The sequence below is a fragment of the Anaerovorax sp. IOR16 genome (assembly GCF_017168145.1).
Classification (GTDB): Bacteria; Bacillota; Clostridia; order Peptostreptococcales; family Anaerovoracaceae; genus IOR16.
The window spans coordinates 567681-582124 of sequence record NZ_JADQTL010000009.1 but is presented as its reverse complement, the minus strand read 5'-3'; the positions used below and the strand labels follow the sequence as shown (position 1 = coordinate 582124).

Annotated in this window: 21 protein-coding genes; all 21 read right to left on the bottom strand. The window is 39.9% G+C overall.

The genetic code is table 11. The annotated features are described in order from the left end of the window. Positions 1-251: 251 nt before the first annotated feature. The 21 genes from avd to I2490_RS06295 all read right to left on the bottom strand — a co-directional run bounded on the left by avd (position 252) and on the right by I2490_RS06295 (position 14443). The gene (gene avd / locus I2490_RS06395; protein WP_206458397.1) at positions 252-593 is read right to left on the bottom strand and encodes a diversity-generating retroelement protein Avd; all 342 of its coding nucleotides are present in this window, start codon (positions 591-593) and stop codon (positions 252-254) included. A gap of 71 nt (positions 594-664) precedes the next feature. Continuing rightward, positions 665-1726, bottom strand: a complete 1062-nt coding sequence (locus I2490_RS06390; protein WP_330634587.1) for an SUMF1/EgtB/PvdO family nonheme iron enzyme — start codon at positions 1724-1726, stop codon at positions 665-667. A gap of 85 nt (positions 1727-1811) precedes the next feature. Continuing rightward, a complete protein-coding gene (locus I2490_RS06385; protein WP_206458928.1) occupies positions 1812-2147 on the bottom strand; it encodes a hypothetical protein in 336 nt (111 codons plus the stop codon). Continuing rightward, entirely contained in the window at positions 2144-2590 is a 447-nt protein-coding gene (locus I2490_RS06380; protein WP_206458927.1) for a hypothetical protein, read from the bottom strand. The genes I2490_RS06385 and I2490_RS06380 overlap by 4 nt, the downstream gene beginning before the upstream one ends. Next, on the bottom strand, positions 2587-2883 hold the full coding sequence (locus I2490_RS06375; RefSeq protein WP_206458926.1) for a hypothetical protein: 297 nt from the start codon (positions 2881-2883) through the stop codon (positions 2587-2589). Before I2490_RS06375 ends, I2490_RS06380 begins: the two co-directional genes overlap by 4 nt. Continuing rightward, positions 2884-3717 carry a serine/arginine repetitive matrix protein 2 gene (locus tag I2490_RS06370; protein ID WP_206458925.1) on the bottom strand — a complete coding sequence of 278 codons (834 nt, stop codon included), beginning with the start codon at positions 3715-3717 and terminating at the stop codon, positions 2884-2886. It lies immediately after the preceding gene. A 4-nt stretch (positions 3718-3721) separates the two neighbouring features. Next, positions 3722-4852 carry a baseplate J/gp47 family protein gene (locus I2490_RS06365; RefSeq protein WP_206458924.1) on the bottom strand — a complete coding sequence of 377 codons (1131 nt, stop codon included), beginning with the start codon at positions 4850-4852 and terminating at the stop codon, positions 3722-3724. Beyond that, on the bottom strand, positions 4852-5262 hold the full coding sequence (locus I2490_RS06360; RefSeq protein WP_206458923.1) for a DUF2634 domain-containing protein: 411 nt from the start codon (positions 5260-5262) through the stop codon (positions 4852-4854). The genes I2490_RS06365 and I2490_RS06360 overlap by 1 nt, the downstream gene beginning before the upstream one ends. Further along, entirely contained in the window at positions 5259-5534 is a 276-nt protein-coding gene (locus tag I2490_RS06355; RefSeq protein WP_206458922.1) for a hypothetical protein, read from the bottom strand. The genes I2490_RS06360 and I2490_RS06355 overlap by 4 nt, the downstream gene beginning before the upstream one ends. Positions 5535-5539: 5 nt before the next feature. After that, on the bottom strand, positions 5540-6310 hold the full coding sequence (locus I2490_RS06350; RefSeq protein WP_206458921.1) for a serine/arginine repetitive matrix protein 2: 771 nt from the start codon (positions 6308-6310) through the stop codon (positions 5540-5542). 12 nt (positions 6311-6322) lie between these two features. After that, positions 6323-6964, bottom strand: coding sequence for a transcriptional regulator (locus tag I2490_RS06345; RefSeq protein ID WP_206458920.1), 642 nt, complete (start codon positions 6962-6964; stop codon positions 6323-6325). Positions 6965-6977: 13 nt separating this feature from the next. After that, on the bottom strand, positions 6978-9389 hold the full coding sequence (locus tag I2490_RS06340) for a phage tail tape measure protein (RefSeq protein ID WP_209010587.1): 2412 nt from the start codon (positions 9387-9389) through the stop codon (positions 6978-6980). Between the two features lie 45 nt (positions 9390-9434). Then, positions 9435-9593: a hypothetical protein gene (locus tag I2490_RS06335; RefSeq protein WP_209010586.1), complete on the bottom strand. Its 159-nt coding sequence runs from the start codon at positions 9591-9593 to the stop codon at positions 9435-9437. 56 nt (positions 9594-9649) lie between these two features. Then, positions 9650-10009, bottom strand: a complete 360-nt coding sequence (locus I2490_RS06330; RefSeq protein WP_206458918.1) for a DUF6848 family protein — start codon at positions 10007-10009, stop codon at positions 9650-9652. Between the two features lie 49 nt (positions 10010-10058). Next, a complete protein-coding gene (locus I2490_RS06325; RefSeq protein WP_206458917.1) occupies positions 10059-10493 on the bottom strand; it encodes a hypothetical protein in 435 nt (144 codons plus the stop codon). 11 nt (positions 10494-10504) lie between these two features. Next, positions 10505-11914 carry a DUF2586 domain-containing protein gene (locus I2490_RS06320; RefSeq protein ID WP_206458916.1) on the bottom strand — a complete coding sequence of 470 codons (1410 nt, stop codon included), beginning with the start codon at positions 11912-11914 and terminating at the stop codon, positions 10505-10507. Then, on the bottom strand, positions 11914-12111 hold the full coding sequence (locus I2490_RS06315; RefSeq protein ID WP_206458915.1) for a hypothetical protein: 198 nt from the start codon (positions 12109-12111) through the stop codon (positions 11914-11916). The genes I2490_RS06320 and I2490_RS06315 overlap by 1 nt, the downstream gene beginning before the upstream one ends. 2 nt (positions 12112-12113) lie before the next feature. Beyond that, complete coding sequence (locus I2490_RS06310; RefSeq protein ID WP_245157101.1) at positions 12114-12605, bottom strand: SON protein; 492 nt, start codon at positions 12603-12605, stop codon at positions 12114-12116. Then, the gene (locus I2490_RS06305) at positions 12605-13096 is read right to left on the bottom strand and encodes a phage virion morphogenesis protein (protein ID WP_206458914.1); all 492 of its coding nucleotides are present in this window, start codon (positions 13094-13096) and stop codon (positions 12605-12607) included. Before I2490_RS06305 ends, I2490_RS06310 begins: the two co-directional genes overlap by 1 nt. Positions 13097-13100: 4 nt before the next feature. Continuing rightward, positions 13101-13547, bottom strand: coding sequence for a gp436 family protein (locus I2490_RS06300; RefSeq protein ID WP_206458913.1), 447 nt, complete (start codon positions 13545-13547; stop codon positions 13101-13103). Between the two features lie 8 nt (positions 13548-13555). Next, the gene (locus I2490_RS06295) at positions 13556-14443 is read right to left on the bottom strand and encodes a Mu-like prophage major head subunit gpT family protein (RefSeq protein WP_206458912.1); all 888 of its coding nucleotides are present in this window, start codon (positions 14441-14443) and stop codon (positions 13556-13558) included. Between the last annotated feature and the right edge of the window lies 1 nt (position 14444).

Here is a 14444-nt window from a genome sequence, read left to right as displayed (position 1 = left end):
GCTTCCATAGCAATTTAATATTTTGCTTTGTCAGCAGGGAAATGAGCCCCTTTGTCCTCTCTGTACTGGATGCAAGCCCTTGAGCTTGCAACATCTGACAATGAGAGCAGAGCGGAGCGGAAACCAATGTTGTTGCTCGAGTTCGAACGAAGGTTGTTCAAGTTCAAGGCGAAAACCCCAGCATCAGAACCGTTGTTCCAGTTGCCACCACGAATCGGAAGCTCAATAGGCTCATCCCCCAAAACTTGTATTTATCTATTTACTGATTTCATCCAGCCGCCTAACATGCGACCGATTTCACTCAACATTTTGCTCCAATTTTCATACTGTTTTAATCCTAAATACTTGAATTTTGGGTCTGCTGCAATTCTTATGAAAGTCCTCAATGTTTCAAGCTCCACATCCATCTCCTGAAGAGTGGTCTTTTTATAATATTTCTTATTTGCTGCAATAATCAGCTTCAAGAGAGAATACATTGATTTCTTTATCTCATTTGCAAGAGCGTACCTTTCAGACTTAGGAAATTGAAGTAAGCATTTATTACCATAAACTATCATGTCATAAACTTTTTGATATATTTTTAGTTCGTTCATTACTTCATCCTCACTTATACAAAAAGTTAAGGAGAGCTATCGCTCTCCCTATCAGATTAACAGAAAGCAGATTACAGATTGACAAAAGCGGAGCGGAAACCAAAGTTGTTGCCCGAGTACGAACGAAGGTAGTGCAAGTTCAAGGCGAAAACCCCAGCAGCAGAACCGTGGCCCCAGCCGCCACCACGAAACGGAAGCCTTTCTCCGTAGTTACGAACCCAGAAGCCATCTCCTCCACACGAAGCATCTACTGGAGCAATCCCTAAAGCTTTTAACAACGTCGGTACTGTTACACCGCTCTTAGCAGCTAAAGTCTCAAAATTACAATGGCTGTATCTATAGTATTCGTTAACATCTCCACCAGTGTAGTTAGGATTATCCCTTACAGTATTTATGATTGGGTCTCCTCCTACATTGTTTCCATCTTTGTCCGCAGTACCAGGAGTTGTATTGTCAATTTTAAGAGTTGAAGCTGTGCCTGGTGCTGCCAAATTACCATCCTGTAAGACAGCTTTCCACCAAGAGCTTGTATCTCCAAAGTCAGCGTTTGCCATTGCAGCATCATTGTCCTTTACAATCTGTATTTCACCATTCTTAAGTCTTAGTCCAGCAGTCCACTCCCAGACATTACCGTTCAAGTCGAATATACCTTCATTTGTTCCATCATGAGCCCATGCTGCTGAACCTGAACCAGTTGCAACTCTACCAGTATGATGATATTTAGTGCCATCAAATTCATTGGCTCTGTTGTTCCAGTTATAGTCTAGTAACCAATCGTAAGTTTGAACTCCGACCTCATGTAGTGCACTGTGTTCACCTCCACAATAATTGTTACCCCTTGGCATGTATCCGTTTTTCTTGCACCATAAGGCTATTGCAGTCCATTCAGCATTCGTCATAAGATGCCAGCCTGCCCCTTTGTTTTTGCAGTATTGCACCGCTTGGTCAAAGTTCACATAGACTCTAGGGTCTTTCATTGGAAGTGAGTAAGCTCTATCATTTACAACTATGTTTTGATACTTAGATATCAGGATTTCATCCTTAACAACACCATCCACGATAAAGGCTGGATGCGTTGTATTAGGAGCACCGTCAATCACATCAGATAAGTTGAATTTTGGTATCCTAACCATTACTGAAGGCATCCCAAGGTCATCAAGTACAACTGTGTTTTTTCCTCCTGAGAGTGCCTCAACAGACAATTTTAAACTATCAAACTTAGACATTTGCATTTCCTCCCCACAAAGTTAAAGTTACTGTATTCATGTCAAATTCATCATGAACCTTCTCCATGATTGGTGTTCCTTCCTCGGTTGTCTTGCCAGTGTCCACCATTCTATATGTCTTTTCTGGTATGTCTATCTGTGCCACATACTCTCTTGATGTTCCCATGACCAACATGTTGAATTCATTTCTACTGATGTCAATGTGGACTGGGTAATCCCTTTGATATTTCTCAAGGTTCAAATACAATTCTTCCTCAAGGACTAGAATTGTATCACCCATGATGCTGTGACTAATCTTAGTACCTTCTGTCTTTTCTATAACATTCATGAATAAATGCCTCCTTTAACAAAATATTTAACTGTTGCAGCAGTCGCACTCCCTGTAAATTCAAGCTTGAATCCGTTTGTCTGCTTATCACTTACAATCACGTCACCAGCTTCACCATTGGAGCTCACAAGCTCTGTTGAAATTTCATAATCAAGTGAGTTTCTTGGCTTCTTCAAAGCAATGGTAATCTTTGAATTATTAAAAGGATAAGCTTGGCTGTTGCTTAGAGTAACGCTTCCTATCTCTACATTGAAGTTTTCTGCATTTCTCTTCAATTCAAGAATCTGCTGCATTTCAAGGGATGTAAGCTCTCTGTTTTCAAAGATTCCATCCTCACTTTTATTGAGCCTATTCTCTGAGATAGGAGTTCCCTGCTGAATGACTTCGCCAGTATCTGAGTCAACTACATGGTCAACCCATATCGTCTTATCATAAATCATCATCGCACCTCCGTAATCGTGAATTTAAAGAGAACTAAGAGCCCTTTTGTGTTTGGCTTTGAGATATTATCTGGCTTTTCAGCGAATACATTTCCATCCGTATCAACGAGCTGGAACTTGGAAAAACTTCCTGATTCCACATCATCAAAATACAGATAGATTTTTAAAACATTCGCTTCAACACTGGTCTTATAAATCTGTGTGGTCTTTGTTGAACCATTTAATTGATAAGTTCCATGAGAGATAGTCTCTTTAATCAAGTTTGCTATTTTATTAAATCCATTTGAAGTAATCATTTACACCTTCACCTCCCCAGAATGACACACTCCACAAAGATTGTATTGTTTTACTGTGTTCACTTGGCTTGTATCAACTTCAATCTCTGCATTATGTCCATTAAAATCAGTGTATTTGTATTCTTGATATATAGCTTCAGAAGATGCAATATCGCCACAGAATGGCTCTGGGTTATCTGTTGCCTTATACTCACCATTTACACCGATATCGGCTTTGTTTATTCTTCCAAGGGTCGCTTCATCAGGATACGTTCCGCAAAGTATCGTATTGCATAATGGATACTTAAAGGGATAAAGCTTGCCTTCTGTTTTAATTTGAATATCTTCAGCAGATGCAAGACCATAAGATGGCTTGGAGCCTGCTGCCTTTACTTTCATAATCTCGCTATCAATAACAGTAAGATTATCCATTTTACTAGGTTCCTTGCTGTTTAGATAGACAATGAATTCAGCCCATCTCTCAGCATCCGTCATATAGAATGGTTCAATATATGAGTTTTCATATCCCATAGCTCTAAGAGCTAGAAGGATTCCTTCGTTGGTTCCAGCCTTCTCAGCAATGACCTTTTTAAGCATCAGCCTGTTTCTGTAGTAATCATCATCCTCATAGGGCAGTCGCTTCATTCCTCGGTCTTTGCCATGTTCATCAAGCATCTTTCCTGAAGCACTCACAATCATAGATTGTTCTCTTACTTTGAAGATATCTTCCTTGGTATGGTCAAATATCTTACCCAGCACTTTGAAGAGTATATAAAACTGGTTCTTTTGTTTTGAGACCTTCTTAAGCGGACTATGAAGCAGATAAAACATGTAATCCTTAAACTTTTCAAACATAGCCTTACACCTTCTCAATAGTAAGGTCTACATTCCCAAGAACGATAACCTTATCATTTTCTAAAATGACATCATCAGCAGGAGTATTGATTTTGATGTTCTTCAGGATGTCAATATCCTTCTTTAATGCGAAAATCAAGTCCGACTTATAGAACTCATTAAGGTTCCTATTCTTTGTCCTCTTAAATGCCTCTATAATCGTTGACATTGCCTTTTCCTCAAGTCCTGTATCATCAGAAAGGGAAGAGATATACAAGGTCACATTTAAGTCCTGTGTGACTACCTGAGCCGATTTAACCAGTAGGTTATCATAAGGAGCCTTAATCTTGTCCGCTGCTTCTTTGACTTCATCAAGAAGACTTTGAGTAGCTTCTCCAGCAGTGGAAGTGATGATAATATCGACCGTCCCTTGACCCCTTGGATGCATGTCATCCACTGTGGCAAATAGTACGCCTGGTACTGCTTCACAAACATTTTTGTATTTATCTCTGATAGGGTAGGCTGAAAGCTCCGCCCATGAGTTTAAGGTTCTTTCCCTGAAGCTTTCCTCATCTTCGAGGTCACTTCCTTCCTGAGTGATCCAGCCGACCTCGTTGGTAATTTCGTCTATGCCTTCAATATGAATCAAGGACTTTTTAATCTGTCCTGAAGGAAGGTTGTACTTGCTGCCTTCCTTTTCAGCTTCCACAAGCACCTTAACAGTAAGGTCATCTTTTCCCATCATTACATCTTCAAGAACTATAAAGGCGAACTCTTCACCGTTGATGTCCTGCTCTGTCTTAAAGACATACCCTTGAGGTATCTTTATGCTTGTGCCTGCTGTGGTTCTTTTCAAAGTCACATTTCCTCTGGTCTTTGTTGGGTCTTTCTTTTTCTTTGAGTAGTCAGCACCCTTGAGCTCTAACCATATTCCTTTTGCTGAAGAGACAAACATATTTGATAAAACAGTTCTAAGGAGCTTCACAAGCTCAATTCTTATCTGAATGAATATCATGATAATTGTGAAGAATATACCGCCACTACTAAAATTGGTTATGTCAAAGCCTTCATCTTCAAGCTCATTTACTATCTGATTTTTAAGTTCTTCTCTGTCAGGTACAGGGATAACCTCGTCAAGGATTTTCTCGTCCATCATTACACAATCACCACCTCTGCTTTAACCCTATCAAGAGCGAGGTCAAGCTCCGCTTCTTCCTGATAGTCAATGCATCTAAATTTTACATTTATCAGGAATCTATCTTCTTGATTGGTTATTTTTATCTTAATTGAATCAATGTCCACCTCTTGTCGCTTGCCAAGCTTTGTGATTATCCTTTGTTTCATTTCAGTTCTTGTGAGCTCGTCATCCTGAGCCTGTATGAAGTCCAGAAGAGACCAGCCATATTCTTCATCATAGAAGACTTCTTTTTCTTGAGTGAGAGCTTCACATTGTATGTCTTGCTGAAGGCATTCAAAGTCAGAGATTAAAGCTGCATCCCCATTGGCTGCCTTTGCGATTTTCAATTCATCAAGCCTTATATCAGTGTCATAAAGTCCTGCCATCATATCACCTTCCCAAGGATGTAAACATGACTAAGTTTTCCATATAGGAGAGTAATCGCCACAATATCACCAAGCTCAAAGACCCTGTCAGATTTCACTCTTGGGATTTCAGGGAACCTTGTATCAACTGCCTTGCCTTCATCAAGGATTTTTAAGTTGTACTCATTTCCTGAAACCTTGGTTATCCTTGCATAGGCTGTGCTTGGATGCTCTATGTGAGAATAATCTCTTTTGAGGATGTTCTTTGTTTTTGATTCAATCATAGTCTCCATCATACTCATTATTCATCACCCTTAAAATAGATTTTGCTTCTTACAAAGCCATTGCCAGTGGTCGAGAATGCTATCTTAAACACTTCAAATTCTCCTGATACCCTTGGATGGGATACCTTTATTTTCTGAGAGTGCTTTATAAACGGAGCCGATATGGTCTCCAGCTCCCAAAGCCCATTAATAAGATTTAGGTCAATGATGTTAGAAGCATATTCAAACTCATATACCTTACTTTGGCTTGGCTTAGCTCCCCAGTAAAAGGTCTTGTCCGTGAAGAAGAAGAGCTCTTTAATCTTCCAAAGAGTATGTATCTCCTCAATAACATCAATGACACTTTTCCTGAATATAGGGACTACATTCTTTTTAGGATAGACCTTGGATGATAGCTTAAATCTTTGTATTCCTGCTTTGTTTAAGCTGTATCTAAGTATTTCCTGTGGTGTAGCTTCAAGAAATGTGTTGGTGATAACGGTCTCCTCAAGCTTAATCATGTCATCTTTTAGGATGATTTCATTTTGAGAGCCTCCACCAGTATTAACAGGCTCTTTGGTATATCCCTTAAACACATCATCCAGATTGCCATTGTAGCCAAGCTTTATGACTGCCTCGTCCAGCTTGTTGATTGATACTTTTTCGTTGAACTCTTCTGTAAAGCTTACCTTCGCCCAATCAAAATAGGAGGTCTTTGAGGAATATACTTCGATTTCAACCCCTCGATTGAAAGAGTAGGAGCCGACTTGTGCCTTTATCTCTGGATAGAAAAAATCATTTACCTTCAAAGTTACCACCTCCTAATATGGAACTACTCCAAGTCTTGATTTATAAGCCACAGCATTTGCTGTGCTATCTGTTGCAGGGGACTTATAGGTCTTATCTTCAATCTTTGGAGCCTTACCTCTGTTTGCCAGATATTTTCTATATTCATCATCAAGGCTGACCGCAGTATTTGTGCTTTTCTTGGTTGTGCTTGAGGTCTTTCCTGATGTCTTGCTTGTTGCATTACTTGAGGTTGAGCTTTTGGTTGCTGTAATAGTGATAGGAATGTATTCCCAGAACTCAATACTTACTGATATTTCACCCTTGCCACTGGTTTCTTTCGTGGTTAAATCCTTGAATATAACCTTTGTGATGCCCCTTGTGCTTGTATGCTCGTTGACTATCTCATGGACTATGGGCTTTTCTTGTCCTGCCTTTTTAAAAAGGTTCTGGATAGTCTGAAGCTTTTCAAGAGCTGTCTTTGTTCCATCATCAAAGAGCCTAAGCTCAAGGTTTAGCTTTGCATCACTGTATCCAGTGGCTTGTTTTGGTTTTGTGCTTTTTCCCTTTACATCAACTTCCTCAACATTAGCACTACCTTTGATTTCAAAACTCTTAAAAACACCAGGAAGGATAACTCCTCCCACTTTGACTGTACTTTCATCAATAATTAGCATTCGTTATCCCTCCTTATGCATTGCTTGGTTCTGGATTGTTTGAGTTGTTATAATCCTCAATTTCCTTCAGGAGCTTCACCAGTAGAGGAAGCTCTTTGATTTTCTCTATATCAACATTGATATTGATATATTGCTTTGTACCTTCGTTTTTCTCCTTGGTTGATTCTTCTTTGTACTGAGCTTCACGCTCCTTGGATATCTCTCTTAGCGAAACCTTTTCGACTTTCCTTGGTTCCATAGAGTAGTCATTGCCCTCGGTTGCATCCTCATAATTTAAGTCAATACCTTTGAAGGCTTCCTTTGTTGTCTCAGCAGGCAGATGCTTTGTCTTCATCATACCTGTGTTAATAGTCTCAAACACACGCTTACCTGAAAGGGTAAGGGTAGAGAGCGGACCCTCTTTGGCATCACTGAAAGGAAGTAGTTTCCTGATTTTCGATAATCCGCTTTTAACCATGTCCACTGGTGCTGATATGGTCTTTTTGATACCACTTGCCAAGGTCTCCATAATCTTCTTTCCTGAATTCAAAACATTAGGCAAGAAGTTTGTAAAGAAGTTTGTAAAGCCTGTTTTTATGCCATTCCATATGTCAGAGAAGAAGGCTTTTATCTTGCCCCAGTTTTTAAATATCAGCATTGGTATTCCGATAAATGGGAAGATAGCTGCTATAAGTGCCACAAAGCCATTCGGCATAGATGCGACCTTTTCTTTTATCCAGTTGAAAGCTCCAATTACACCCTCAACAGCAGCATTCCACACACCAGTCAAGAAGGATACAACAGAATCCCAATTTTGCCATAACAGCACTAATGCTGCTATAAGAGCGACAATTCCAATTATTACCCAAGTGATAGGGTTTGCCAGAAGTGCAGCAGTGAAAGACCATACCGAAGCTATTAGTCCTGGCATTGCTTGAACTGCTGTGACAACTGCCTGTCTTGCCATATTCACCATGCCAAGAACCATCTGCTTGATGGCATTAGCTCCATTGATAATGGCTGCTTTACCCATCTGAATGATTGATGTTGCCACACTCTTGATTCCAGTTACTGCTGATGAAGCAAAGGTTTTTATGCTTGTAAATCCATTTTTAATAGCATCACCAGCGTACATGGCTCGTATTTGCATGGTTTCAAACAGACTTGGTATACCTCGAATAGCACCAGCAAGCTTTTTAAAGTTTCCAATAGTTTTAGTGACAACTAATCCAGCACCACCTACAACGAGGTTGAAAGCTCCAAATACCATCAAGGCAGTTCCCAAAGCCAAGACTATATGCATAATCCATTTGACAGCAGTTTGGTTCTCGTCTATCCACTTACTTAACCATGACAGAATTTCAAATCCTTTGTTCAACATATCCATAAATGTTGGTAGGAGCTGATTGCCTATTTCCTCTTTAACATTGTGAATCTTTTGTTTTAACAATTCATACTGTTCGCCCTCCGTCTGGTTTATTGCATCAGCCATAAGTTTTGCAACGTCAATCCCTTGACCCATTGAATCATACATATCAACGATACTAGACTGCAATAAATCCGTTTGGTCGTATAGCAACGAAATTAAGTCTACAGCTTCTTGTGTGCCAAAAGCATCTTGTAATTCCATTTTTTCTATAGCATCAACAGTATCACCATATTTACCTTGTAATTCAGCTATAATCTCCGGCATGGAACGAAGCTGGTTATTTGCATCCAAGAAGGATAACCCCAGTTCGTCTCCAGCCTTGGCAGCACTTTTCAAGAAAGCTTTATACTTTGTTCCTGCTTCACTTCCAGACATAGACCTCTGTAACGTCCCAAGTATAGATAATTGTTCTTCGAGGGGTACTTGTGCCGAAGTGGCAGCCGCCCCTAAAGTCTGAATAGAGCTAGCCATTTCAGAACCTTTTGTTTTATATCTTTCTACAGCTAACGAAATACCAGCAGAAAACATTTCTCCAAATTCTAAGTCGCTCATTTCAGAGTAATATTTTTTGTAAATACCGTATCCAGTAGCAAACAGAGAAGTCATTTCATCAATTGATGATTTAGTTCCTTTCGCTGTGATACCAGCTATTTTCGTATATTCAGCTACCGAGGTATCACTAAGAGTGGATATTCCTGACTTAATATCATAAGCCGCAGCTATAAAGTCAGCTTTTGTGGTTCCAGCCCATGTGTCAGAGAATTGTTTCCCTGCTTGTTCGAGAGCTTTAAGGTCTTGAATTCCTACAGAGCTAAGCTCTCCTAAAGCTTTCTTTGTTTCAAAGGTTGCTTCAACAGGGGAGAGTGCTACTGATGCGAGTTCTTTTCCAAGTAGTCCCATAGCCATTCCTGATTTTGTCATATCAGAAAAGCCCTGCTCAGCTCTTTCAAGTCTGCCAATGGTTTGGTCTAAGCTTTGGTTTATCCTCGCAGTCGGACCTGATAGGTTGTCAATCATACTGACAATGACTGATAATCTGAATACTGATTCCAAACTCACACTCTAATCCCCCCTTTCAGCAAAAACCTTGGATATAGCTCTTGCCATTATGTTTTCTTCTATTTCCTGAATGTATCTAGCTTTAGCAAGAGCCTCCATAAACTCGTCTATATCCATATCGTTCAAGTCTTTTTTTAGCAGCTTTAGAGGAACATATTTCATGATTTCAATTGTTCCAGCTTCTATGAAGTTCTTTTTAATACTCCATAGATGTTCCTCTAAAGTAGCTTGAAATTTGTTGACTTAGGTAGCCCTAACATATTAAGAAGTTTCTCTCCAATACCTATGCAAAGAGCAGGGTACTTCTCAAACTTATCCTCAATATCTGCAAGCTGCTCTTCAACAATGTTGTCTATTACAAAGGTTTTGGTTGCTTTCATGCTGTTTTGAGATACAGTCTTGATGTATCTGTTGAAAGAAGGTGCTTTCGGTTTTACAAAGTAATAAATCAGCTCCACAGTCTCAAATTCACCCTCTGGCTCGATTTCTGCTTTAACCTCATAAACCTTTCCGTATTTCTTCTTAAGCTCTTCAACATTTAAGTCCTTTTTTAATAAATCCTTTTCTTTGTTTTCCATTACAATTGACCTCCTAAGATTAATATTTGTCATTTATTTTGCGATTTTTTTACATTGGACTGAGTCCGTCTCTCTCAATTTCACCTACAACCAAAAGGTCTAGGTCAATCTTTAAGGACTTGTCGCCCTGTGCATTCTTATGACTTACCTTTGTGATTGTAACCAGATTAAGAACATCTGTCTTGGTTCTTTGGTAAGGATTCGCAAAGCTCACAGTGATTTTAGGAATCACAAGCTTATAAAGCCCTACACTTTGACGTTTGCAGTATTTTATCAAGTCATCAAAGTCATCACGAAGCAGGCTCATTTTAGCGGATGCCTTATAATTTCCTTCGCCATATCCTCTGGCTCTTTGACCCTTGCCATAGACTGTCTCTTTTTCAAGTTCATCATCATAACTTATCTCTTGAGCTTCGATTTCAAGACCTGGTATCTTGATGGTGATGTCTCCCCAGTCATAGGCTTTACCGTTTATTACAGCCATCTAACTCCCTCCTAACTTAGTAATGGGTTTTCCATTCCCATGTCGATTTCAATTTCTCTGATATATCCAATAGGGATATATCTGATTTTTAAAGCTAGTTTTTCAGTTCCAAGGATGTCCTGTCCTTCAGGGATGATGATTCTTACTGAAGATATTTCCTTTTGTCTTACCATTGTATCCCCAGGAATCTGAATAAATTTAGCGATTGCTTCAAGGCTGCCCTCTGGGTCAGACATATCTACTTGAGATTGAATCTGAAGGAGAGCTTCTTTTCTTGTTTCTCTTACGAGCTTATTGGAAACCCTCACACGCTCAGCATATTTATAGTCTGAGCCATCTTGAGCCATCATTCTTGCATTGGTTACATAAAAACCCTCAAGTCCTACATACTCCCTGAATGTGAGATACTTTGCTTCATCCAAAGCACCGATACTGTCCTCGATACCTTCAGGTAAAAGCTTCAGTATTCCTGAAATAGGGAAGGTTCTTGTTTCACCGATAGACTGCTGAACATCGGCTCTTGAATATAGACCGCATACAATAGAAGCACCGTTCACATCCCTTATAGAGCCATCCATTTTGGTGTATAAGGCTCTTGCAGTAACCACTTGGATAAAGTAGGATACAAGTCCTTTTCTTTCAGCGATAAGGCTCTGAGCGTATTCGTCCACCGTTTCATCAGCGTTCTTGTTTCTAGCCTCAAGAACAAAGAATATAGGCTTAAAATAGGTATTGAAGAACTTTTCAGCTTCAACCGCTAAAGCAGCCCAAAGAGCCTTCGTGGATTCTCCAACCACATGGATGTATTCAAAGTTAAGGCTTGAGTTCTTCAGCTTATCCAAGGCATTTAAAACATCCTGATTGGTCATCTGTGGTGCAATGGTTGAGAACTTAATCACATCATCTGCCATGAAGGAGTCCTCCACATCTGTATCCTCTGTAAATTTCAAAGTCAGTCCTGTTTCAGGAAGTTCAAAGCTGCCACCCACTGGAAGAGTGGTTTCATCCGAAAAGATGTAACCACCATCTATGGAATACTTAAAGGTCGCTTTGTTAAATCCGCCACTTTCAATGAATTTAAGTTCTACATCATAGGAATTGTTAGGCTTGCCTTCAATTGTGCAAGTTCCTTTTCCAGTCCCTGTCTTGGTGATTTCCCCAACAGTTCCATCTGTAGAGGCTTGAACTGGTATACAGTAAATAACATTTGACCCAGCCGATACACTGTCCATGCAGCTGTCTGCAAGGGGACTGTTTCCAAGCTTTTCTTTAATCTTTTTTACATTCATACCACCAGTGATGGTAATTGGAGCAGTTGAGACAATAGGGGATACTCCAATCTTTACATGTGCTCCTTCACCTTTAACGCTGGAAGCTCCAAGACCTCCATCCGTTATATTTATCTTTACGTCTCTTAACATCATTTCACCGCCTTTCCTCTAAGAGGAGCTCCAAGAAAGTCCTTTACAGCACTTTCAAATTCTTTTTTTGTTGCCATTCTGCCACTTGCCCAGCCCATAAAAGCTTTGACACCAGCAAAGATGGCAGTATCAATTTTCATTTCATCTGCCAAGGCTTCAACTGTAAATTGCTCCTCAGCTTCTTTTTTAGCTGCCATTTTTATACCTCCTCAACATTTTCAATAGTTGCTTCTTGTAAGTTGCCATAAACACTGTCTTTGTAGATTCCACCATCAAAGCGTATCAGTATTTGAACAGCCATTTTACTCCTTAAAATACTGTCCTTTTCGTCCACCCACTCAGCTCCTTCAATCTCAAGATAGATGTAATTGCCCTTTTCATCCAGAATGCCTCTGTCCAAAGACTCCATAAACTTAAGAAAGATTTCCTCACATTTGCCGATAGAGTATTCACCGATCGTGACGGAGAAGTATGACTGCCTATTAAATATCTTTGTTCGTTTTTTCTTGCTTTCGCCCTCAGAATAGACCTTCTTTGAGCCGCTTCTTGTGAAGCTTTCCTTTTCAAAGAGGACAGCTCCAACGTGACTGTCTTGGCAGAGCTTGAGCTCCTTTTCTGTAGTGCGAACCTTTCCCTTTATACCAGTTTCTTTGAGTTTTCCTTCTAAGTAATCCATGCAAAGCCCTATCATTATTCATCACCTGCCACAAGTTCTTGAAGTGTTTCTTTGATTTCTTCCATATCGTCTTCGCTGATGCCAAGGAAGGGACGTGCTGGAATATTGACAACGACTTTCTTCTTTGTAACCCAGCGACCGCCCACTCTGAATCTTAATCCCTTGGAATTTCTTGCCCTGATGGTTCTGCCTTCGTCTCCAAATTGGTGAGTGGCTGCATATTTCTTGTTAGTTCCTACAGCAAAGCCACTGCTGCTGGCAGATGCTTTTATACTTCTTCTCAAAAGAGCGGTATTTGTCAAGGTCTTTGCATTTTCTTCCTGAGCTCTTAAAGAAGGTTCCCAAGGCTTTCCGTCTGGGTCTTCTTCATCTTTGAATCGCTGTATAGTTGAAGTCCTGAGCGTTTCAGCAAGAGTGAGGTTTGCCCCTCGAAGGTCTATATTTTTCATTTTTCCAAGTCTTTTCATCAGGGCTCTTACATCACCTTCAAGTCTTATGCCTGCCATATCATCACATCCCTTTTAAGGAGTTTCTGCTAAACAAGCGAGTGCTGGAATTCATGTTAAAGCCTGTATTTGCTCTTGCTTCAATTTTCTTAGCTCCAATATCAATAACACCCTTGGCGATATTTTCTAGGAACCTGACCGCTGCCTTGTATCTTGTTAGGTAAATTGATTCCCTTTCCCCAGTATCTATGCCATTTCTAGTGAAGATATTGTAAAGAGCTATATCCTTGGAAAACTTATTGATAACTTTAGGAACAGAGGAGAGGGGGACAGGATACCTCTTGGTAAGATATCCGTCAATTTCTCCATCCGCATCCTCAATGGCTGCTTCGATAATCGGTAACAGTTTTGTTTCCCTTTCGTTTTCATCTTCAATATACTCATTATCAATCAATCCACTCATAGCATCAGGCTTTATCATTTCCATAACTTCCTGCGACGTACAGTACATCTAATCACCTACACTTCTTCGCCAGTAGAGCCATAAGCCATCTGCCAGAATCCATAACCAGCGTTTGCTCTTGAATGTACTCCATAAAGGAATTGTTTTCTCATGAATACATTTTCATTATTATCATTGGTAAGCGAGTCAAACTTTGGCTTCTTTCTTTCTTGATAGATGATAGGCTTTAAGGCTTTTACTGTACAAAGCAAGTACCATGCTTCATCTTCTCCAGCAAGCTCAGGGATAACCAAAGGCTCTGCTGTGCCTTTATAGATATTGGTTGAGCCATCCTTCATGTCAGCAAGAAGGATTTCTCTTGCTTTTGTTTCAAGAGCTGGAGGAACTGCCAAAACATTAGGGATGATATTCAAGCTGTCGCCATTTTCATCCTTAAGAGACATCATGAAGCTTCTTGCAGCTCCATAGCTCTCATGAGTCAGTTTCTTTGTTCCTTTGTTGCTTACAGTCTTTTTACCAACCTTGTGAGCATCTGAGAAAAATGGCTTTCCGTCATAGCACGTCAAAGTGAATCCATCCTTAAGGAGCTTAAAAACCAATGTATCTGGAAAAGCCTTTGTACTTTGTGCAATATCCTGAATAACAGGATTGTAAATGCCAAGCTTATCATCCTCAATGTCGTTTCTATCAACACCAATAGTAAGCTCAAAGTCTTTATTTTTGATAGTGTAGTCAGAAGCTGCTAAGTTCTGAATCTCTCTATCGCCAATCCATTCCCTCATTCTTGGGAGCTTACCAAGCCACTTGTAATTCTCTTCGCCTGTTTCTGATGGAACCTTTGTGGCTACCTTATCCCAAAGAGTAGGTGTCTCTGTAAACACTTTATTGAAAATTGTTTTAAAGCCTGTTGTGATTCCTTGTACTGCCTGTTGATTTACTAACATT

Coding starts and splice junctions, on each gene's coding strand:
- avd (WP_206458397.1), bottom strand. CDS start 593: ATGAACGAACTAAAAATATATCAAAAAGTTTATGACATGATAGTTTAT.
- I2490_RS06390 (WP_330634587.1), bottom strand. CDS start 1,726: ATGGTTAGGATACCAAAATTCAACTTATCTGATGTGATTGACGGTGCT.
- I2490_RS06385 (WP_206458928.1), bottom strand. CDS start 2,147: ATGAATGTTATAGAAAAGACAGAAGGTACTAAGATTAGTCACAGCATC.
- I2490_RS06380 (WP_206458927.1), bottom strand. CDS start 2,590: ATGATGATTTATGATAAGACGATATGGGTTGACCATGTAGTTGACTCA.
- I2490_RS06375 (WP_206458926.1), bottom strand. CDS start 2,883: ATGATTACTTCAAATGGATTTAATAAAATAGCAAACTTGATTAAAGAG.
- I2490_RS06370 (WP_206458925.1), bottom strand. CDS start 3,717: ATGTTTGAAAAGTTTAAGGATTACATGTTTTATCTGCTTCATAGTCCG.
- I2490_RS06365 (WP_206458924.1), bottom strand. CDS start 4,852: ATGATGGACGAGAAAATCCTTGACGAGGTTATCCCTGTACCTGACAGA.
- I2490_RS06360 (WP_206458923.1), bottom strand. CDS start 5,262: ATGATGGCAGGACTTTATGACACTGATATAAGGCTTGATGAATTGAAA.
- I2490_RS06355 (WP_206458922.1), bottom strand. CDS start 5,534: ATGATGGAGACTATGATTGAATCAAAAACAAAGAACATCCTCAAAAGA.
- I2490_RS06345 (WP_206458920.1), bottom strand. CDS start 6,964: ATGCTAATTATTGATGAAAGTACAGTCAAAGTGGGAGGAGTTATCCTT.
- I2490_RS06340 (WP_209010587.1), bottom strand. CDS start 9,389: ATGATTGACAACCTATCAGGTCCGACTGCGAGGATAAACCAAAGCTTA.
- I2490_RS06335 (WP_209010586.1), bottom strand. CDS start 9,593: ATGAAATATGTTCCTCTAAAGCTGCTAAAAAAAGACTTGAACGATATG.
- I2490_RS06330 (WP_206458918.1), bottom strand. CDS start 10,009: ATGGAAAACAAAGAAAAGGATTTATTAAAAAAGGACTTAAATGTTGAA.
- I2490_RS06325 (WP_206458917.1), bottom strand. CDS start 10,493: ATGGCTGTAATAAACGGTAAAGCCTATGACTGGGGAGACATCACCATC.
- I2490_RS06320 (WP_206458916.1), bottom strand. CDS start 11,914: ATGTTAAGAGACGTAAAGATAAATATAACGGATGGAGGTCTTGGAGCT.
- I2490_RS06315 (WP_206458915.1), bottom strand. CDS start 12,111: ATGGCAGCTAAAAAAGAAGCTGAGGAGCAATTTACAGTTGAAGCCTTG.
- I2490_RS06310 (WP_245157101.1), bottom strand. CDS start 12,605: ATGATAGGGCTTTGCATGGATTACTTAGAAGGAAAACTCAAAGAAACT.
- I2490_RS06305 (WP_206458914.1), bottom strand. CDS start 13,096: ATGGCAGGCATAAGACTTGAAGGTGATGTAAGAGCCCTGATGAAAAGA.
- I2490_RS06300 (WP_206458913.1), bottom strand. CDS start 13,547: ATGTACTGTACGTCGCAGGAAGTTATGGAAATGATAAAGCCTGATGCT.
- I2490_RS06295 (WP_206458912.1), bottom strand. CDS start 14,443: ATGTTAGTAAATCAACAGGCAGTACAAGGAATCACAACAGGCTTTAAA.